The sequence below is a fragment of the Pantoea sp. USMM079 genome (assembly GCF_037153115.1).
Taxonomy (GTDB): domain Bacteria; phylum Pseudomonadota; class Gammaproteobacteria; order Enterobacterales; family Enterobacteriaceae; genus Pantoea; species Pantoea communis.
Genome location: NZ_JBBCKX010000004.1, coordinates 190,806 through 209,360, shown reverse-complemented (window position 1 = coordinate 209,360; position 18,555 = coordinate 190,806). Strand labels below are relative to the sequence as shown.

At 54.1% G+C, this 18,555-nt stretch carries 21 protein-coding genes; 18 read left to right on the top strand and 3 right to left on the bottom strand.

From position 1 onward, the window contains the following. Window positions 1-4 precede the first annotated feature (4 nt). On the bottom strand, window positions 5-586 hold the full coding sequence (locus tag WFP70_RS09200; RefSeq protein WP_337023210.1) for a Maf family protein: 582 nt from the start codon (window positions 584-586) through the stop codon (window positions 5-7). A 143-nt stretch (window positions 587-729) separates the two neighbouring features. Between WFP70_RS09200 and yceD the strand changes: the two genes are divergently transcribed. The 14 genes from yceD to ptsG all read left to right on the top strand — a co-directional run bounded on the left by yceD (window position 730) and on the right by ptsG (window position 12,958). Then, on the top strand, window positions 730-1,251 hold the full coding sequence (gene yceD / locus WFP70_RS09195; protein WP_034830691.1) for a 23S rRNA accumulation protein YceD: 522 nt from the start codon (window positions 730-732) through the stop codon (window positions 1,249-1,251). 14 nt (window positions 1,252-1,265) lie between these two features. Continuing rightward, window positions 1,266-1,436, top strand: coding sequence for a 50S ribosomal protein L32 (gene rpmF, locus WFP70_RS09190; protein ID WP_007885783.1), 171 nt, complete (start codon window positions 1,266-1,268; stop codon window positions 1,434-1,436). Between the two features lie 27 nt (window positions 1,437-1,463). Then, window positions 1,464-2,504, top strand: a complete 1,041-nt coding sequence (plsX, locus tag WFP70_RS09185; RefSeq protein WP_034830692.1) for a phosphate acyltransferase PlsX — start codon at window positions 1,464-1,466, stop codon at window positions 2,502-2,504. After that, window positions 2,505-3,458, top strand: a complete 954-nt coding sequence (locus tag WFP70_RS09180) for a beta-ketoacyl-ACP synthase III (protein WP_034830694.1) — start codon at window positions 2,505-2,507, stop codon at window positions 3,456-3,458. A 16-nt stretch (window positions 3,459-3,474) separates the two neighbouring features. Continuing rightward, complete coding sequence (gene fabD / locus WFP70_RS09175) at window positions 3,475-4,407, top strand: ACP S-malonyltransferase (protein ID WP_045813865.1); 933 nt, start codon at window positions 3,475-3,477, stop codon at window positions 4,405-4,407. 10 nt (window positions 4,408-4,417) lie between these two features. After that, entirely contained in the window at window positions 4,418-5,152 is a 735-nt protein-coding gene (gene fabG / locus WFP70_RS09170; RefSeq protein ID WP_034830697.1) for a 3-oxoacyl-ACP reductase FabG, read from the top strand. Window positions 5,153-5,305: 153 nt separating this feature from the next. Then, window positions 5,306-5,542, top strand: a complete 237-nt coding sequence (acpP, locus tag WFP70_RS09165; RefSeq protein ID WP_007885774.1) for an acyl carrier protein — start codon at window positions 5,306-5,308, stop codon at window positions 5,540-5,542. Window positions 5,543-5,628: 86 nt separating this feature from the next. Further along, window positions 5,629-6,870, top strand: a complete 1,242-nt coding sequence (gene fabF / locus WFP70_RS09160; RefSeq protein WP_034830699.1) for a beta-ketoacyl-ACP synthase II — start codon at window positions 5,629-5,631, stop codon at window positions 6,868-6,870. A gap of 122 nt (window positions 6,871-6,992) precedes the next feature. Next, window positions 6,993-7,805 carry an aminodeoxychorismate lyase gene (gene pabC / locus WFP70_RS09155; RefSeq protein ID WP_337023211.1) on the top strand — a complete coding sequence of 271 codons (813 nt, stop codon included), beginning with the start codon at window positions 6,993-6,995 and terminating at the stop codon, window positions 7,803-7,805. Beyond that, entirely contained in the window at window positions 7,802-8,821 is a 1,020-nt protein-coding gene (gene mltG, locus WFP70_RS09150) for an endolytic transglycosylase MltG (RefSeq protein ID WP_097119619.1), read from the top strand. The genes pabC and mltG overlap by 4 nt, the downstream gene beginning before the upstream one ends. Beyond that, window positions 8,811-9,446, top strand: a complete 636-nt coding sequence (tmk, locus tag WFP70_RS09145) for a dTMP kinase (protein WP_337023212.1) — start codon at window positions 8,811-8,813, stop codon at window positions 9,444-9,446. The genes mltG and tmk overlap by 11 nt, the downstream gene beginning before the upstream one ends. Beyond that, window positions 9,443-10,432, top strand: a complete 990-nt coding sequence (holB, locus tag WFP70_RS09140) for a DNA polymerase III subunit delta' (protein WP_337023213.1) — start codon at window positions 9,443-9,445, stop codon at window positions 10,430-10,432. The genes tmk and holB overlap by 4 nt, the downstream gene beginning before the upstream one ends. A 17-nt stretch (window positions 10,433-10,449) precedes the next feature. Then, window positions 10,450-11,241: a metal-dependent hydrolase gene (locus WFP70_RS09135; RefSeq protein WP_034830707.1), complete on the top strand. Its 792-nt coding sequence runs from the start codon at window positions 10,450-10,452 to the stop codon at window positions 11,239-11,241. Between the two features lie 283 nt (window positions 11,242-11,524). Further along, window positions 11,525-12,958 (top strand): PTS glucose transporter subunit IIBC, encoded by a 1,434-nt coding sequence (gene ptsG, locus WFP70_RS09130; protein WP_337023214.1) that lies wholly within the window; start codon window positions 11,525-11,527, stop codon window positions 12,956-12,958. 343 nt (window positions 12,959-13,301) lie between these two features. On the opposite strand, the gene bglB is transcribed toward ptsG, so the two are convergent. Together bglB and WFP70_RS09120 are read right to left on the bottom strand one after the other, a co-directional pair. Continuing rightward, on the bottom strand, window positions 13,302-14,441 hold the full coding sequence (gene bglB / locus WFP70_RS09125; RefSeq protein ID WP_337023215.1) for a beta-galactosidase BglB: 1,140 nt from the start codon (window positions 14,439-14,441) through the stop codon (window positions 13,302-13,304). Beyond that, window positions 14,438-16,042 carry an MFS transporter gene (locus WFP70_RS09120; protein WP_337023216.1) on the bottom strand — a complete coding sequence of 535 codons (1,605 nt, stop codon included), beginning with the start codon at window positions 16,040-16,042 and terminating at the stop codon, window positions 14,438-14,440. Before WFP70_RS09120 ends, bglB begins: the two co-directional genes overlap by 4 nt. Window positions 16,043-16,400: 358 nt before the next feature. Between WFP70_RS09120 and hinT the strand changes: the two genes are divergently transcribed. The 4 genes from hinT to thiK are packed head-to-tail and all read left to right on the top strand — an operon-like array spanning window position 16,401 to window position 18,544. Next, entirely contained in the window at window positions 16,401-16,751 is a 351-nt protein-coding gene (gene hinT, locus WFP70_RS09115) for a purine nucleoside phosphoramidase (protein WP_058959575.1), read from the top strand. A gap of 18 nt (window positions 16,752-16,769) precedes the next feature. Beyond that, complete coding sequence (locus WFP70_RS09110) at window positions 16,770-17,135, top strand: YcfL family protein (protein ID WP_166931791.1); 366 nt, start codon at window positions 16,770-16,772, stop codon at window positions 17,133-17,135. A 10-nt stretch (window positions 17,136-17,145) separates the two neighbouring features. After that, a complete protein-coding gene (gene lpoB, locus WFP70_RS09105) occupies window positions 17,146-17,742 on the top strand; it encodes a penicillin-binding protein activator LpoB (RefSeq protein WP_283003964.1) in 597 nt (198 codons plus the stop codon). Then, on the top strand, window positions 17,702-18,544 hold the full coding sequence (gene thiK, locus WFP70_RS09100) for a thiamine kinase (protein ID WP_442956339.1): 843 nt from the start codon (window positions 17,702-17,704) through the stop codon (window positions 18,542-18,544). The genes lpoB and thiK overlap by 41 nt, the downstream gene beginning before the upstream one ends. The last annotated feature ends 11 nt before the right edge of the window (window positions 18,545-18,555 follow it).

Below are 18,555 nucleotides of genomic sequence, written 5' to 3'. Positions count from 1 at the left end.
GGCATCAACCCAGCGCGTTGATGCCCACTTTGATCAGCATCTTATTTAACGCTATCAGCGGTAATCCAATCAGCGTATTGGGATCGCGCCCCTCCAGCAGCTCAAACAAGCAAATCCCCATACCTTCGCTTTTGAAGCTGCCCGCACAATTCAACGGCTGCTCTTTTTCCACATAGTGACGAATTTCTGCCTGACTTAAATGACGGAAATGTACGTTGAACGGTTCACAAACCACCTGCTGTTGTGCCGTTTGTGGCTGAATCAAGGCGAGCCCGGTATAAAACGTAATCACTTTGCCACTGGCCGCAGCCAGTTGCCGGCAGGCATTCTCCACCGTATGCGGTTTTCCGGTGATGTTGCCATCAAGCACGCAGACCTGATCGGAACCAATAATCCAGCTTTGTGGAAACTGAGCGGCTAGCGCCTGGGCTTTTGCCAGTGCTAAGCGTTGCACTAACTGCGGTGCGGTTTCGTTCGGTTGCGGCGTCTCGTCGCAATCGGGCGCAACGGCAATAAAAGGCAGGCCAAGCTTGCTCAGCAGGGTCTGACGGAATGGGGAAGTGGAGGCCAGAATTAACGGTGTCATGATTTTTTTTCAGAATAGATAGCGTAAAGATGACAGGCATTTTAAACTATGCGCCGCACTGGATGCGACTAACGGGTGAAAGATGCTGTAAACCGGCCTTTTTCTTTGACTCTATGACGTTACAAAGTTAATATGCGCGCCCTATGCAAAAGGTAAAATTACCCCTGACGATCGATCTGGCCCGCGCCGCGCAAAAGCGCCTTGATTACCAAGGTGTGTATGCACCTGAATTGGTGGCGCGCCTGGCCGAAACGGTCGTGAGTGTGGACAGTGATGTGGAATGCACCATGTCGTTTGCGATTGACAACCAGCGCTTAGCGGTTCTGCAAGGAACAGCCGATGTGCAGGTGACATTGTCGTGTCAACGCTGCAACCAGTCATTCCCGCATGCTGTCCACGTAAGCTATTGCTTCAGTCCTGTCTCTTCTGATGAGCAGGCCGAGGCACTGCCGGAAGCTTACGAGCCAGTTGATATCAATGATTTCGGCGAAATCGACTTGCTGGCAGTTATCGAAGATGAACTCATCCTCGCGCTGCCTGTAGTTCCGGTGCATGATTCTGAACACTGTGAAGTGTCCGACGCGGACATGGTATTTGGCAAGTTGCCTGAAGAGGCAGAAAAACCAAATCCCTTTGCCGTATTAGCCAGTTTAAAGCGTAAGTAATAGGAGTAAGGTCCATGGCCGTACAACAGAATAAACCAACCCGTTCTAAGCGTGGTATGCGTCGTTCGCACGATGCGCTGACCACCGCAGCTCTGTCAGTAGATAAAGTTTCTGGTGAAACTCATCTGCGTCACCATATCACTGCGGATGGTTACTACCGCGGTCGCAAGGTTATCACCAAGTAATTCTTTGCGGTTACGCAAGGCGATACCTTGACACGTTTGACCCTGGCAGTTGATGCCATGGGCGGGGATTTCGGTCCCTGCGTGACAGTGCCTGCATCCTTGCAGGCACTGGCCTCTCATACGAATCTGGTTCTTCTTCTGGTCGGTGATCCCGACATCATCTCGTCATTTCTTGCCAAAGCGGATTCCTCGTTACTGGGGCGTGTGCAGGTGATCCCTGCCGAATCGGTTATTGCAAGTGATGCCAAGCCTTCACAAGCCATTCGAAACAGCCGCGGCAGCTCGATGCGTGTGGCACTCGAACTGGTGAAAGAGGGGAACGCGCAAGCCTGTATCAGTGCAGGCAATACCGGCGCGTTAATGGGTCTGGCTAAGATGTTATTGAAGCCGCTGGATGGCATTGAGCGTCCGGCGCTGATGACCGTTCTGCCGCATCAGCAGCAGGGTAAAACGGTGGTGCTGGATCTCGGCGCAAATGTGGAATCGGATAGCGATATGTTGGTGCAGTTTGCCATCATGGGCGCTGTTATGGCCGAGGAAGTGCTGGAAATCGACAGACCGCGTGTCGCGCTGCTCAACATTGGGCAGGAAGAGACCAAGGGGTTGGAAACGATTCGCACAGCATCTGCGGTTCTGCGGGATACGCCGCAAATCAACTATATTGGTTATCTTGAGGGGAATGATCTCCTCACCGGCAAGACGGATGTGCTGGTCTGTGATGGCTTCGTGGGAAACGTCACGCTTAAAACCATGGAAGGCGTGGTAAGAATGTTTCTTTCTCTGCTCAAGTCGTCAGAGGATGGGAAAAAACGGGCGTGGTGGTTGAAATGGGTCGGGCGCTGGCTGCAAAAGCGTCTGGCTAAACGTTTCGGTCATCTCAACCCCGACCAGTACAATGGCGCTTGTCTGTTAGGATTGCGCGGAACAGTGATCAAAAGCCACGGTGCGGCGAATCAACGTGCGTTTGCCGTGGCGATAGAGCAGGCAGAGCAGGCGGTGCGCAGGCAAGTCCCAGAGAGGATTGCGGCGCGCCTTGACGCTGTATTAGCCAGGAGTGACAAAGCGTAGATGTTTACCAAAATTATCGGTACGGGCAGCTATTTGCCTGAGCAGGTTCGCTCCAATGCGGATCTGGAAAAAATGGTGGAGACTTCGGACGAGTGGATTGTCACGCGTACCGGTATCCGTGAGCGCCGTATTGCCGCGCCAGATGAAACGGTTGCAACTATGGGCTTTGCGGCTGCACAGCGCGCGCTGGAAATGGCAGGCGTAGCGGCCAGCGATGTTGGCCTGATTATCGTGGCGACCACCTCTTCCAGCCATGCCTTCCCAAGTTCAGCGTGCATGATCCAGCAGATGCTGGAGATCAATGACTGCGCTTCTTTCGATCTGGCCGCTGCATGTGCAGGTTTCACCTATGCACTTAGCGTTGCCGATCAGTACATCAAAAACGGTGTGGTCAAGCACGCGCTGGTGATCGGTGCGGACGTATTAGCCCGCACCCTCGATCCTAACGATCGTGGCACCATCATCCTGTTTGGTGACGGCGCTGGCGCTGTGGTGCTGGGGCAAAGTGAAGAGCCCGGTATCCTGTCAACGCATCTGCATGCTGACGGTCGTTATGGCAAGCTGTTGACGCTGCCGTATCAGGATCGTGAACATCAGGATGAGCCAGCCTATCTCACGATGGCCGGTAATGAAGTCTTTAAAGTCGCTGTGACCGAGCTTGCCCATATCGTGGACGAGACGCTGCAAGCCAATAACCTTGATCGCGAAATGCTCGACTGGCTGGTGCCACATCAGGCCAACCTGCGCATTATCAGCGCAACGGCCAGAAAGCTCGGCATGGGCATGGAAAAAGTGGTGGTGACGCTGGATCGTCATGGCAACACTTCAGCGGCTTCGGTGCCAAGTGCACTGGATGAAGCGGTGCGAGATGGCCGTATCAAGCCTGGCCAACTGATTTTGCTGGAAGCCTTTGGTGGCGGTTTCACCTGGGGTTCTGCGCTGGTTCGCTTTTGATTGACAGGAACGACAGATGACACAATTTGCTTTTGTTTTCCCAGGACAGGGCTCACAGACCGTCGGCATGCTGGCCGATCTGGCTGTGGAAAACCCGCAGGTTGAAGCCACTTTCCGTGAAGCTTCTGACGCACTGGGATATGACTTATGGCAGTTGGTACAACAAGGTCCAGCTGAAGAACTGAATAAGACCTGGCAGACGCAACCTGCGTTGCTGGCGGCCTCCGTCGCGATTTATCGCGTCTGGCAGAGCAAAAATGGCCCGCAGCCTACGCTGATGGCCGGCCATAGCCTGGGTGAATACTCTGCGCTGGTATGTGCTGGCGTACTGAACTTTGCGGACGCAATCAAGTTAGTCGAATTACGCGGCAAACTGATGCAGGAAGCGGTTCCTGAAGGGACCGGTGCCATGCAGGCAATCATCGGGCTTGATGATGAGTCTATCCGTAAAGCGTGCGAAGAAAGCGCGCAAGGTCAGGTGGTTTCGCCGGTGAACTTCAATTCGCCAGGCCAGGTGGTTATCGCGGGTAACAAAGAAGCGGTTGAGCGTGCAGGTGCTGCCTGTAAAGCAGCGGGTGCCAAACGCGCACTGCCGTTGCCTGTCAGTGTGCCTTCGCATTGTGCGTTGATGAAGCCTGCAGCAGATAAACTGGCTGTGGCACTGGAAAGCATCACTTTCAACGCGCCAACTGTACCGGTCGTCAATAACGTTGACGTCAAGTGTGAAACCGATGCCGCGGCGATCCGCAGTGCACTGGTTCGCCAGCTGTATAGCCCGGTGCGCTGGACCGAAGCCGTTGAGTTTATTGCCACCCAAGGCGTTGGCCAGTTGTTGGAGATCGGTCCAGGTAAAGTCCTGACCGGTCTGACCAAACGTATTGTGGATAGCCTGACCGCTGCAGCCGTGAACGATTCTGCGTCACTCTCTGCTGCGCTTACACAGGAATAAGAGGAAAAACATGAGCTTTGAAGGTAAAGTAGCGCTGGTGACTGGCGCAAGCCGCGGCATTGGCCGTGCAATCGCGGAAACGCTGGTTGCGCGTGGTGCGAAAGTGGTGGGAACCGCCACCAGCGAAAGCGGTGCGGAAGCAATCAGTGCTTACCTCGGCGATAACGGCAAAGGTCTGCTGTTGAACGTGACCGATGCGGCCTCTATTGAGAGCGTGCTCGAGAAAGTTCGCGCTGAATTTGGCGAAGTGGACATTTTAGTCAATAATGCAGGCATTACGCGTGATAATCTGTTGATGCGCATGAAGGACGATGAGTGGGCGGATATCCTCGATACCAACCTGACATCAGTCTTCCGTCTTTCTAAGGCGGTTATGCGTGCCATGATGAAAAAACGCGTGGGCCGTATCATTACCATCGGTTCTGTAGTTGGAACCATGGGTAACGCGGGTCAAACAAACTATGCGGCAGCAAAAGCAGGTTTGATTGGCTTTAGCAAATCACTGGCGCGAGAAGTCGCGTCACGTGGCATTACCGTAAACGTCGTGGCTCCGGGCTTTATTGAGACGGACATGACGCGTGCACTGAACGAAGATCAGCGCTCGGGCATTTTGGCAGAAGTGCCGGCAGGTCGTTTAGGCGACCCGCAGGAGATTGCCAATGCTGTTGCATTCTTAGCCTCTGACGAAGCCTCTTACATCACGGGTGAGACGCTCCACGTCAATGGCGGCATGTACATGGTCTGATAATCACGAAAACATTTGCATTATCTGCGGTAAACACCGCAGAATAGCGCAAAATCGTGGTTCGACCAGCCGGGATTTTGTTGCATCTTTTTCAACATTTTATACACTACGAAAACCATCGCGAAAGCGAGTTTTGATAGGAAATTAAATAGTATGAGCGATATCGAACAACGCGTTAAGAAAATCGTAGCTGAGCAGCTGGGTGTTAAAGAAGACGAAGTGATTAACACTGCTTCTTTCGTTGAAGACCTGGGTGCAGATTCTCTTGACACCGTTGAGCTGGTAATGGCTCTGGAAGAAGAGTTTGATACTGAAATTCCAGACGAAGAAGCTGAGAAAATCACTACCGTTCAGGCAGCGATCGATTACATCAATAGCCACCAAGGCTAATGAATATCTTCAGGCGGTCACCTCGACCGCCTGAGTTTTATGTTTGCCCCACATAGCGTTATTTTTTCCCTCCCTGGAGGACGTACGTGTCTAAGCGTCGTGTAGTTGTGACTGGTCTTGGCATGTTGTCTCCTGTCGGCAATACCGTAGAGTCTACCTGGAGTGCTCTCCTTGCCGGTCAGAGCGGCATCAGCCTGATCGACCATTTTGATACTAGTGCCTACGCAACACGCTTTGCGGGCTTAGTAAGAGATTTTAATTGCGATGAATTCATCTCGCGCAAAGATCAGCGCAAGATGGATGACTTCATCCAATACGGCATTGTTGCCGGTATTCAGGCTATGGCGGACTCTGGTCTGGTCGTAACTGACGAAAATGCCGGTCGCATCGGCGCAGCTATCGGTTCCGGCATCGGCGGACTGGGTTTGATTGAAGACAACCACAGTTCACTGGTCAACGGCGGTCCGCGCAAAATCAGCCCGTTCTTCGTTCCCTCTACCATTGTTAACATGGTGGCAGGTCACCTGACGATTATGTATGGCCTGAAAGGTCCAAGCATCTCGATTGCGACGGCTTGTACTTCAGGCGTGCATAACATTGGCCATGCAGCACGTATCATTGCGTATAACGATGCTGACGTGATGCTGGCAGGTGGTGCAGAGAAAGCCAGTACCCCGCTGGGTGTCGGTGGCTTTGGTGCTGCACGTGCGCTCTCAACCAATAACGATAATCCGCAGGCGGCAAGCCGTCCGTGGGATAAAGACCGTGATGGTTTCGTATTGGGCGATGGTGCAGGCATTGTGGTGCTGGAAGAGTACGAGCATGCGAAAAAGCGCGGTGCGAAAATTTATGCTGAAATCATCGGTTTCGGCATGAGCAGCGATGCTTACCACATGACGTCTCCACCGGAGGACGGTTCAGGTGCTGCAGCAGCGATGGTGAATGCATTGCGTGACGCGCAGCTGAATGCTGAACAGATTGGCTACGTCAACGCGCATGGCACCTCTACGCCAGCGGGTGACAAAGCTGAAGCTCAGGCGGTCAAGTCTGTATTTGGTGCAGCGGCTCACAGCGTGATGGTGAGTTCTACCAAATCCATGACTGGGCACCTGCTGGGCGCAGCAGGCGCGGTAGAAGCGATTTATTCGATTCTGGCGCTGCGCGACCAGGCGGTTCCGCCAACCATCAACCTGGATAACCCAGATGAAGGTTGTGACCTCGACTTCGTGCCGCATACAGCACGTCAGGTGAGCGGACTGGAGTACACGCTGTGTAACTCCTTTGGATTTGGCGGCACCAACGGCTCGCTGATCTTCCGCAAGGTCTAAGTTTTACCCAGCCAAACAGAGGCCCGCAATGCGGGCCTTTTTTATATTTTGTCACGCAGTGGCGTGGATTCTTACCGCTGTCAGTGGTATTCAGACTGGCAGGGTAGCCAAAGGTGAGCGGTATGTGGATAAACGGCGTAGAGCAGTTCGAACTTTCTGCGCGCGATCGCGCGGTGCAGTTTGGTGATGGCTGTTTTACCACTGCTGCGGTAGTGGCAGGCAAGATACAACTGCTGAATGCTCATTTGCAGCGATTGCAGGAAGGCTGTGAGCGTTTATTCATTCCCTTACCGGATATGGCGCAGCTGGCTGCGGAGATGCAGCATGCCGCCAATGGTCAAACCCAGTCCGTTTTAAAAGTGATTCTGACGCCAGGCGTCGGTGGACGGGGATATAGCCGAACCGGTTGCACAACCCCGACGCGCATCCTCTCCCTTTCTCCGTGGCCGCAACACTACACCACTTTGCAGCAGCAGGGTGCAGCGCTCATAACCAGCCCAGTGAGACTGGCGCGCAATCCACTGCTCGCCGGCCTCAAACATCTTAACCGACTGGAACAGGTGCTGATCCGTCAGCAGCTTGACTACACCGATGCTGATGAGGCGCTGGTGCTTGACACTGCAGGGACGGTGGTGGAATGCTGTGCGGCCAATTTATTCTGGCGCAAAGGTGATCAGGTTTTCACGCCGCGTCTTGAGCAAGCGGGTGTCGATGGCATTATGCGCCGTTATCTGATGGCGCAGATGGCGTCAGAAGGCCAGGCTTGTCAGTTGATTGAAGGAAGCAGGGAGGATGTGCTGAACGCCGATGAAGTGGTGATCTGCAATGCCCTGATGCCGGTTTTACCTGTGCGGAAAATTGACGATGTTTCGTTCACCGCACGCACGCTGTACCAGCAGCTGTATAACAGTTGCCAGAAGATGGAAGCATCATGACCCGAATGAAAAAAATACTCGCCAGCGCTGTGGCGATTGCCGGCCTCGCGGCGGCATTGAGTTATTGGCAGATTGAACGTTTTGCCGATACCCCTTTGACCATTAATCAGGAAACGATCTACACATTGCCCGCGGGTAGTGGTCGGGTCGTGCTGGAAGCGCAACTGGAAAGCCAGCACATCATTCCGGAAAGTATCTGGTTTGGGCCGCTTTTGAAACTTGAGCCTGAACTCGCGAAGTTCAAAGCCGGCACCTACCGACTGGAAAGCAATATGACGGTAAGACAGCTGTTGCAGTTACTGGCCAGCGGTAAAGAAGCGCAATTTCCGGTGCGGTTTGTCGAGGGCTCGCGCCTGAAGGAGTGGTTGGCCGAACTGCGTCAAGCGCCCTATATCAAACATACGCTAACTGACGATCAGTTTGCGACTGTCGCCGCTGCGCTGAAAATGGATGCAAATCAGCTTGAAGGCGCTTTCTATCCCGACACCTATTTGTATACAGCTAACACCAGTGATATATCGCTGCTGGAGCGGGCACACACGCGCATGAATAAACTGGTGGATGAGATCTGGCAGGGGCGGATGGACAATCTGCCCTATAAAAATGAGCAAGATCTGGTCACCATGGCCTCGATTATCGAAAAAGAGACCGGCGTGACGGAAGAGCGCGCGCGCGTTGCCTCGGTATTTATTAATCGCTTGCGCACCGGCATGAAGCTGCAAACCGACCCTACCGTGATTTACGGTATGGGTGATAACTACACCGGTACGATTACGCGTAAAGACCTCGAAACGCCGACCGATTACAATACCTACACGATTAGCGGATTGCCGCCAGGTCCTATCGCGATGCCAGGCCGAGCCTCGCTGGAAGCGGCGGCGCATCCAGAAAAAACCAACTATCTCTATTTTGTCGCGGATGGCAAAGGCGGACATACCTTTACCACCAATCTCGCCAGTCATAATAAAGCGGTGCAGGTCTATCGGCTGGCTATGAAGGAAAAAAATGAAAAGTAAGTTTATCGTCATTGAAGGCCTTGAAGGCGCGGGCAAAACCACTGCGCGTGATGCCATTGTGGCGGTGCTGCATGAGCAGGGAATCGATGATGTGGTGTTCACCCGTGAGCCTGGCGGCACGCCGCTGGCAGAACAATTACGCGTGCTGGTGAAGCAGGGAATTGATGGCGAACAGGTGACTGACAAAGCCGAACTGCTGATGCTGTATGCCGCCCGTGTTCAATTGGTCGAGAACGTGATTAAGCCTGCGTTAGCGCGTGGCGCCTGGGTGGTTGGTGACCGTCACGATCTCTCATCCCAGGCTTACCAGGGCGGTGGCCGTGGCCTGGATACGCAGTTGATGACCACCCTGCGGGATGCGGTATTGGGCGACTTCCGTCCGGACTTGACCCTCTACCTGGATGTGACACCGGAAATTGGCCTGCAACGCGCGCGTGCTCGCGGGGAACTCGACCGTATTGAGCAGGAATCACTGCGTTTCTTTGAACGCACACGTGACCGTTATCTGGCGTTGGCTGCCAGCGATGACTCCATTTTAACCATTGATGCCACACAAAATATTGCAGAAGTGACATCGTCACTTAAATCAGCGCTACAAAAATGGCTGGCAGGTCAGGCGGCATGAACTGGTATCCGTGGCTGAATCAGCCCTATCGGCAGATTATCAGCCGTCATCAAAGCGGTCAGGCACACCATGCCTTGCTGATACAGGCCATTAATGGCATGGGTGACGATGCGTTAGTGTGGGGTGTTAGCCGCTGGTTAATGTGCCAACATCCGGAAGGCTTGAAGAGCTGCGGCCATTGCCACGGCTGCCAGCTAATGCAGGCGCAGACGCATCCTGACTGGTATCGTCTGGAAGCAGAAAAAGGCAAATCTTCACTGGGTATTGATGCGGTACGTGACGTCACCGAGAAGCTCTACCATTTTGCTCAGCAGGGCGGAGCAAAGATTGTCTGGTTGCCGGATGCGGCGCAGCTCACTGAAGCCGCCGCCAATGCGTTGTTGAAAACGCTGGAAGAGCCTCCTGCCAACTGCTGGTTTTTCCTCAGCGTCCGTGAGCCATCACGTTTGCTGGCAACCTTGCGCAGCCGCTGCATGACATGGCATCTTTCCCCCCCGGAAGAGCTGCCCAGTTTGCAATGGCTGCAGAAACAGCTGCCGCAATCCGAGCCAGTCCTGCGAGCCGCTCTGCGCTTGAGCAATGGCGCACCTGCTGCGGCATTGACCCTGCTGCAGCCTGAGCGCTGGCAGGCACGTGAGAAGCTGTGTGAAACTTTGCTCAGCGCGTTGAACAGCGATGTACTGCAACTGCTGCCCGCGCTGAACAGCGACGATGTGGCAGAGCGCCTCAGCTGGCTGATTTCATTACTGGTGGATGCCATGAAAGTGCAGCAGGGTGCCAGCAACTGGTTAAGCAACGGCGACTATCCTGAGGTCGTATCGCAACTGGCTCAGCAGCTTAACAGCAGTGCGCTCAACGCCAGCGCCCAGCAGTGGATGCAGTGTCGTGAGCAACTGTTGCATGTCGCCGCCCTGAACCGTGAACTGATTTTGACCGATCGCCTGTTAGCCTGGGGACGCTTAATGTCGCCCACGGCGGTCGGCTAAGCGTAAAAGAGAGAAGTATGTTTATTGTTGATTCGCACTGCCATCTTGATGGCCTGGATTATGAGAAGCAGCATCGCGATCTGGACGATGTGATCGCCAAAGCCGCCGCGCGTGACGTGAAGTTTATGCTGGCGATTGCCACCACGCTGCCGGATTACTACAAGATCAAGCAACTGGTCGGCGACAGGGAAAACATCGCCCTGGCGTGCGGCGTGCATCCGTTAAATCAGGAAGCACCGTACGATGTCGAAGAGTTTCGTCGACTGGCAGCTGAAGAGCAGGTGATTGCACTGGGCGAAACCGGGCTGGATTACTTCTATCAGCAGGAGACCAAAGCGCAGCAGCAAGCCTCGTTTCGTGAACACATCCGTACCGGCATCGCGCTGAATAAGCCGATCATCGTGCACACCCGTGACGCGCGTGAAGATACGCTGGCGATTCTGCGTGAAGAGCAGGTGGAAAAATGCGGCGGCGTGTTGCACTGCTTTACTGAAGATAAAGAGACTGCGGCGCAGTTGCTGGATATGGGCTTTTATATCTCCTTCTCCGGCATTTTGACCTTCCGCAATGCTGAGCAGATTCGTGATGCCGCGCGTTATGTGCCGCTGGATCGTATGCTGGTCGAAACTGACTCGCCGTATCTGGCGCCGGTTCCGCATCGTGGCAAAGAAAATCAGCCAGCTTTTACGCGCGATGTCGCGGATTATATGGCTGTGCTGAAGGGTGTGGATATCGAAACGCTGGCTGCAGCGACCACAGAAAACTTCTCGCGTCTGTTCCATGTCCCAATGAGCCGACTCGGCGGCTAATCCGCTTTATTTTAAACTCCGTATTAATTCTATAATCACTGACCTGTGCGGCATATAACGCGGCACGGGCAGTGATTTATTGCTGTTTCTCCAGGCAATTCAGTCAAAAACAACAGAAAGCAAGCGTTCGTCTTGAGCGAAACGTGATAGCCGTCAAAGTAACAAATATCGATTTATTTTACCCTTCGTAATAAATCAAAAGACGCTCAGCGTCACCCCGGTGAAGGATCCTCCCCCTTTGCCAGCGCACTGCGCAAATATGCACTCATACTCAGGAGCTTTTATGTTCAAGAACGCATTTGCGAACCTGCAAAAAGTAGGTAAATCGCTGATGTTGCCGGTATCGGTTTTGCCGATTGCCGGTATTTTATTAGGTGTTGGTTCGGCTAACTTCAGCTGGTTGCCTGCTGTCGTTTCACATGTCATGGCGGAGGCGGGCGGTTCCGTGTTCGCCAACATGCCGCTGATCTTTGCGATTGGCGTGGCGCTCGGTTTTACCAATAACGATGGCGTATCGGCGCTGGCTTCCGTGGTGGCTTACGGCATCATGGTGAAAACCATGGCGGTGGTTGCACCACTGGTGTTGCACTTACCGCCAGCGGAAATTGAGGCCAAACACCTTGCCGATACCGGGGTGCTGGGCGGGATCATTGCCGGTTCAATCGCCGCGTATATGTTCAACCGTTTCTACCGTATCAAGCTGCCTGAATATCTTGGCTTCTTTGCGGGTAAACGTTTTGTGCCGATCATTTCCGGTCTGACCGCGATTTTCATTGGCATCGTGTTGTCCTTTATCTGGCCACCGATTGGTACCGCGATTCAGGATTTCTCCCAGTGGGCAGCCTATCAGAACCCGGTGGTGGCGTTCGGCATTTACGGTGTCGTTGAGCGTTCGCTGGTGCCGTTTGGTCTGCACCATATCTGGAACGTGCCTTTCCAGATGCAGATTGGTGAGTTCACCAACGCCGCAGGTCAGGTGTTCCACGGTGATATCCCACGCTACATGGCGGGCGATCCAACCGCAGGTAAACTCTCTGGCGGCTTCCTGTTCAAAATGTACGGTCTGCCTGCGGCTGCGATTGCTATCTGGCACTCGGCTAAGCCGGAAAACCGCGCCAAAGTGGGCGGCATTATGATCTCCGCCGCGCTGACCTCGTTCCTGACTGGTATCACCGAACCGATTGAATTTTCGTTTATGTTCGTGGCGCCGATTCTGTATGTCATCCATGCGATTCTGGCGGGTCTGGCATTCCCAATCTGTATTCTGCTGGGCATGCGTGATGGCACCAGCTTCTCACACGGTCTGATTGACTTTGTGGTGCTGAGCGGTAACAGCAGCAAGATCTGGTTGTTCCCGATTGTCGGTATCATTTACGGCCTGATTTATTACACCGTTTTCCGTGTGCTGATTGTGAAATTGAATCTGAAAACACCTGGACGTGAGGACACTGCAATGGAGCAGAGCAGCGCTACCGGTAGCGAGATGGCAGGCAAACTGGTGACTGCATTTGGTGGTAAAGAGAACATTACCAATCTTGATGCCTGTATTACGCGTCTGCGTGTGAGTGTCGCGGATGTGGCAAAAGTGAATCAAACTGAACTGAAAAACCTCGGCGCGCGTGGCGTGGTGGTGGCCGGTTCCGGTGTTCAGGCGATTTTCGGGACCAAGTCCGATAACCTGAAAACTGAGATGGATGATTATATTCGTAATATGTAAAGGATTGGGCTCGGCCTGAGGTCAAGGTCAAGGCAGAGGCCGAGCCTGTGCGATGAAGCGGCGGCAGATCGTAAAGACGCCATAAACCATCCCTGGGGCTCGGCCCGCGACATCCCTGTCGCGGGACGCTTTACTCCTCTGCCGCCGCTTCCTCGCACCTCACCTTGGGTGCGGTATTGGAAAAACCCCGTTTTTCATTGGACTGTACTGACGCATCGCCAGAAATTAGGGTATCGGTGTTAGCGGTATTGGGTGGTCACGCTATGTTTCACTGCCCATGGTTGCTGACTCGGAATGCTTTATACGTCTGCCGCCGTTTTCTCCCACTTCAACGTGATTGCGGTTACAAATAAACCCGCAGATACTCCGTCAGACACAGAAGCGCCATCGCCTGACCATAGGGCATCGACGTCAGCGGTACCTGGCGGTAATACTCCAAATCGCTGCCCATTGCGGTGCCAAACGACACCTGTTTTAACTCCCCGTCTTCATCAATATTGGCGATCACGCCACGCAAGGCTTTTTCCGCCATTGGGCGATACTCGTCAGACAAATACCGTTTACGCACCGCTTTGAGAATTCCATAAGCGAATCCCGCCGTGGCAGACGCTTCCGGATAGCTTTGTGGATCGTCGAGTAGGGTATGCCAGAGACCGCTGCTGTGCTGACAAGCGGCTAATGCCTTTACCTGACTGGCCAATACCTGCTGCAGGAAACGACGCGTGGCATGTTGTTCCGGCCAGTTCATCATTTCGAGGAAATCCGGGATCACGATGGTCAGCCAGCTGTTGCCGCGTGCCCAGCGGGCATTAGCAAAATTGTGTCGGCCATCGAAGGTCCAGCCGTGGAACCACAAACCGGTTTGACGATCCATCAGGTATTGAGTGTGGATCAGGAATTGATAGCTGGCTTCTTCAACAAACTCCGGGCGATCGAGTAACTGGCCGATCTTCGCCAGCGCCATCACGCTCATCATTAAGGTGTCGTCCCACAGCTGCTGGGTATTTTCGTTGTTGTAAACGATGTGCTGTAGACCGCCTTGCTCAGTGCGCGGCATTTCATACATCACCCACTCAGCCCAGCGTTCCAGCACCGGCCGCCATGCTGCATGACCGGTCTCTTCATAACGATAAGCCAGCGTCAGGAACGGGCATACGGTGTTCACGTTTTTTGTCGGTGTGCCTTCTGCTAAGCGCGCGCTAAACCAGTCATCGATAATCTTCAGGGTTGCCTGATCGCCCGTCTGCTGGGTGTAATGCAGCATGCCATACAGCCCGATGCCGTGCGTCCATTCCCAGCCAGCCCAACCCTTAGTGTCAATGACGCGGCCATCATCCAGCCGCAGCAAAAACTCGCCGCTGTGATCGGTGATATTGACCAGATTGTCAGTGATTTTGTGGATGAGTTGCACTAATTCACTGCGTGGCAACAGGTATTCAGGCTGGCGCAACAAGGCGCTGTGTTTTACAGGAAATACAGTCATGGTTCATTCCTATCGTTAATCAGGGTAGGGAGAGAGTGAAGCGTGCCGCGATGCGTGGATAGCGCGAGCGCTGCGGGCTTGTTACGGTTGAGGTAACCGACGTTGTTGTTGCCCCATAAGTTTTCATACGGCATACCCGCCAGGGTTTCGACGATGGTGCGCGCCTGCGGTGTTATACGTTCCGGGACCACACGGCCCGCTTCACGCATCTTCAGCGTCTCTTCGCGCAGAACGGTGTGGGTATGCAGATTCAGTTTGAAGCGCAGCGACACAATAAAGCCGCAGATCAGCACGCCAACGGTGCCGACGCTGAGGATCAGCAGAATGGTATGGCCCACCGCAGGAATCTGTTCAGTTTTACCGGAGGTGAAACCCGCCAGCTGCAACATGATGCCAACGATCATCACGGCACCGGCCTGCGAGGCTTTACGCGTCAATGTCATGATCCCGGCGAATATGCCTTCACGTCGCTGTCCGGTGATCACTTCATCGACATCGGCAATATAGGTGTAGGTATTCCATGGCACGTAGTTGATGCCGCCACGTCCTAAACCGGCGAAGGCCGAGATCAGCACTAACAGCGCGAAGTTATCGTTCATCCCGCTGTACCACAGTCCAGCGTAGGAGAGGGCGCTGAGGCCAAACAGCATCACCACCAGACGATAGGCTGGGGCCGGTCCGAGGCGTATACACAGCGGGATCATTGCCATCACCGCTATAAATTGCAGCACCGCCATCGTTCCCATCAGGCTGGAAGCGATTTGCGCGCTCTGCATCAGTACAAACACCACGTACCAGGTAAATACCGCATTAAAGACGTCCTGAGCGATGTAACCGCCCAGATACATGCCAAGATGCTGGCGAAAGATACGGATGCGCAGCGTGGAGGCGAGCTCGATATACAGGCGTTTCAGGCTTTGGAACAGCGAGAGTTGCGCCTTTTCTTCTTCAGCCCGACGTGACTCGGCGGAAAAATCCTCCGGCGCGCGTTCCCAGGTGAAGCGCCACACCAGGAATAGCACCAGCGCACAGATGACCGAGAACACCAGGCTGGCATAAAAGAAGGAGATGGGATTCTCTTTGCCAAACCAGCCAATCAGGATGCCTGGCAGGAAGGCGGCCAGAATCGATGACAGTTGTGCCAGCGCGATACGTGCGCCGGAGAAGCGGGTCTTTTGTTTAAAGTCGTCGGTCATCTCCGGCACCAGCGTTTCGTACGGCACCAGAATCATGGTGTAGACCATATCGAATAACAGATAGGTCAGGAGATACCACCAGAAACTCATATCGCCGATCCACATCAGGCTATAACTGAACACGCACGGGATACCGAGCAGGATAAAGAACTTGCGACGGCCGAAGCGTCTGCCAAGCCAGGTGGATCCGAAGTTATCGGTGAGAAAGCCCATTAACGGGCTGACGACCGCATCCAGCACGCGGGCAGCAGCAAAAATAAAGGTGGCTTCAATCGGCGAAAGCCCACAGAAGGTAGTGTAGAAATAGAGCAACCAGGCGGCGGTAAGCGCCGTGGTGCCGGCGCCGAGGAAATCCCCGGAACCGTAAGCCAGATAATGGCCCAGACCAATCTTACGAGACTGCATGGCAGCTTCTCCTTGAAATTGACGGATGACACATCCCTCATTGCTCCGTACTGCTTGCCCGGATTGGATAGAAAGTAGAGCGCCGCGCAACGGCAAACCTTCGTGATTTGGCAAGGGTTGTCGGTTGAGTGGCAAAAACACAAAGAAACTGGCGTGATATCTCTAATTTATAAAACAGCGTTTCATTTTGGTGATCTGCGATGGCGTAAATTTGAGAGGGAGAGCACAGCAATGCTGTCTGGGAGATGAAATGGCGTAAAGGCAGCCATTTAACAGAAGAAAAGTGGTACTGAGGTTGAAAGCAAACGAATTCCTCGCGCATACTGCCTGACTGAACTCAGGCTTAAGGAAATGCACCATGGCTGAAGAAACCATTTTCAGTAAAATCATTCGTCGCGAAATCCCCGCCGACGTGGTTTATCAGGACGAACTGGTCACCGCCTTCCGCGACATCGCGCCTAAAGCGCCAACGCACATTCTGATTATCCCTAATGTATTGATCCCCACCGCCAATGACGTGCAGGAAGCACACGAGCATGCGTTGGGCCGTATGATTACCGTGGCGGCGAAAATCGCGAAACAGGAAGGGATTGCCGAGGATGGCTATCGTCTGATCATGAACTGTAATCAGCATGGTGGTCAGGAGGTTTATCATATTCATATGCACCTGGTCGGCGGTCAGCCACTGGGTCCGATGCTATCTATTTAACCTCAGGCGGACCTTGTGATGCGTCAATGGCTGAGTGGCCTGCTGTTGCTGACCCTTGTCGGGTGCAGCAGTGACAAACCGATGATCAACACCTCGCAATCGCTGGTAATGGAATCTTCCGTGCTCTCTGCGGGCATCATTACCGACGAACCTGCGCTGGCCAGCCGTGATGGGCAGATGCGTGCCTCAAGTGTGCTCTATAATCAGCGGGAAACGCCGGTGACCGTTCACTATCGTTTTTATTGGTACGACGAGAAGGGGCTGGAGATAACACCGGAAGAGCCGGCTCAAACTCAAATCGTCCCGGCGCATGGCAGCACAGAAGTTGTCTCGCAAATCGGTAACCTGACCGCCAGTAAGGTGCGTCTCTATCTTTATCTCTGAGGAGTAACCTGTGATTCGCAGTGTAAAACGTTCCAGCGCGCTGTTATTTGCGTTGATGCTCACCGGTTGTGTGGTGAAACAGCAAACCCCAGCGCCGGTTGAACCGACCCAGCCAACGACGCCAACTCAACCGGAGCAGCCTCCTGTGCAGCCGGTACCGCCGCCGGAAACGGTGCCGCAGCCGCCAAAACTGAAAACCATTAACTGGAATGCCAGCGTGCAGCCATTAGTGGGGAATATGGTGCAGTCTGCTGGTGTGAATCCAGGCAGTGTGCTGCTGGTGGACCGCATCAAGAACAGCACCAACGGAGCGTTGCAGAGCGATAAAGCCACCGATGCCATCCAGAATGCGCTGGCAAACAACGGCAAATTCACTTTGGTGACGCCAGAACAGCTGGCTCAGGCAAAACAGACTTTGGGCTTGTCAGCCGATGACAGCCTCAATTCGCGCAGCAAAGCCATTGGCCTGGCACGTAATGTCAACGCGCAGTATGTGCTTTACAGCAGTGCACAGGGCGATGTGAAAGCGCCAACGCTGCAGATGCAGCTGATGCTGGTGCAGACCGGTGAAATTATCTGGTCAGGCAATGGTATTGCTCAACCCTGATCCCATACTGCAACAACGGATTCAGCAACAATGGCCGACGGCGCAAGCTGCCGGTTATTTTTTCGCGCTGCCGGGATTGAGTGGCAACAGTGTGCGGGTGAAAACCGAGCAGGGTGAGCTGCTGGCGCGTCGTGCGCCACAGCAACCGCTCCCGTTTGTTGATCGCCAACGCGAATATCGCATCTTGCGTCGAATGCGTGCTGCGCAACTCGGGCCGACGCCACTGGATTGGCATCATCCCTGGTTATTACAGAGCTGGTTGCCCGGCGAGGTGCTGACTCCTGCGCAATTCAATCAACAGCGTGATGCGGTGCTTGCCTTGCTACATCGCCTGCATCAGCAGCCGCTGACAGGCTATCGCTTGCGACTGACACCGCTGTTGCAACACTACTGGCAGCTGTGTCAGCAACGCCACTGGCGCTGGCAACATCAACTGCAGCGCCTGATCAGGCAGGGTGAACCCCGGCCGTTACGCCTCGTGCCGATTCATATGGATGTTCACGCGGGCAATGTGATAGCCACGTCAGACGGCTTACGTCTCATCGATTGGGAATATGCTGCCGATGGCGATGTGGCATTGGAACTCGCGGCGCTCTGCGCGGTCGATGGTGAACACCCAATCGACTGGATTGCGGGTTACGCGCAACGCAGCCAGCTTGACGAAGCGCGACTTAAGCGACATATGCGGCGCTGGCAGCCGTGGCTGCATCTGCTGATGGCGAGCTGGTATCAGCTGCGTGCTGAACAGAGCGGTGACCCTCATTTGCAACAGCTGGCGCAGGCCAGCTGGCAGGATCTCTAACTCAGGATTGT

Excerpts from the sequence above, each read along its gene's own strand:
- WFP70_RS09120 (WP_337023216.1), bottom strand. The coding sequence starts at position 16,042 with ATGCAGTCTCGTAAGATTGGTCTGGGCCATTATCTGGCTTACGGTTCC.
- hinT (WP_058959575.1), top strand. The coding sequence starts at position 16,401 with ATGGCTGAAGAAACCATTTTCAGTAAAATCATTCGTCGCGAAATCCCC.
- WFP70_RS09200 (WP_337023210.1), bottom strand. The coding sequence starts at position 586 with ATGACACCGTTAATTCTGGCCTCCACTTCCCCATTCCGTCAGACCCTG.
- pabC (WP_337023211.1), top strand. The coding sequence starts at position 6,993 with ATGTGGATAAACGGCGTAGAGCAGTTCGAACTTTCTGCGCGCGATCGC.
- yceD (WP_034830691.1), top strand. The coding sequence starts at position 730 with ATGCAAAAGGTAAAATTACCCCTGACGATCGATCTGGCCCGCGCCGCG.
- fabG (WP_034830697.1), top strand. The coding sequence starts at position 4,418 with ATGAGCTTTGAAGGTAAAGTAGCGCTGGTGACTGGCGCAAGCCGCGGC.
- ptsG (WP_337023214.1), top strand. The coding sequence starts at position 11,525 with ATGTTCAAGAACGCATTTGCGAACCTGCAAAAAGTAGGTAAATCGCTG.
- WFP70_RS09110 (WP_166931791.1), top strand. The coding sequence starts at position 16,770 with ATGCGTCAATGGCTGAGTGGCCTGCTGTTGCTGACCCTTGTCGGGTGC.
- fabD (WP_045813865.1), top strand. The coding sequence starts at position 3,475 with ATGACACAATTTGCTTTTGTTTTCCCAGGACAGGGCTCACAGACCGTC.
- WFP70_RS09135 (WP_034830707.1), top strand. The coding sequence starts at position 10,450 with ATGTTTATTGTTGATTCGCACTGCCATCTTGATGGCCTGGATTATGAG.
- WFP70_RS09180 (WP_034830694.1), top strand. The coding sequence starts at position 2,505 with ATGTTTACCAAAATTATCGGTACGGGCAGCTATTTGCCTGAGCAGGTT.
- holB (WP_337023213.1), top strand. The coding sequence starts at position 9,443 with ATGAACTGGTATCCGTGGCTGAATCAGCCCTATCGGCAGATTATCAGC.
- bglB (WP_337023215.1), bottom strand. The coding sequence starts at position 14,441 with ATGACTGTATTTCCTGTAAAACACAGCGCCTTGTTGCGCCAGCCTGAA.
- tmk (WP_337023212.1), top strand. The coding sequence starts at position 8,811 with ATGAAAAGTAAGTTTATCGTCATTGAAGGCCTTGAAGGCGCGGGCAAA.
- acpP (WP_007885774.1), top strand. The coding sequence starts at position 5,306 with ATGAGCGATATCGAACAACGCGTTAAGAAAATCGTAGCTGAGCAGCTG.
- rpmF (WP_007885783.1), top strand. The coding sequence starts at position 1,266 with ATGGCCGTACAACAGAATAAACCAACCCGTTCTAAGCGTGGTATGCGT.
- mltG (WP_097119619.1), top strand. The coding sequence starts at position 7,802 with ATGACCCGAATGAAAAAAATACTCGCCAGCGCTGTGGCGATTGCCGGC.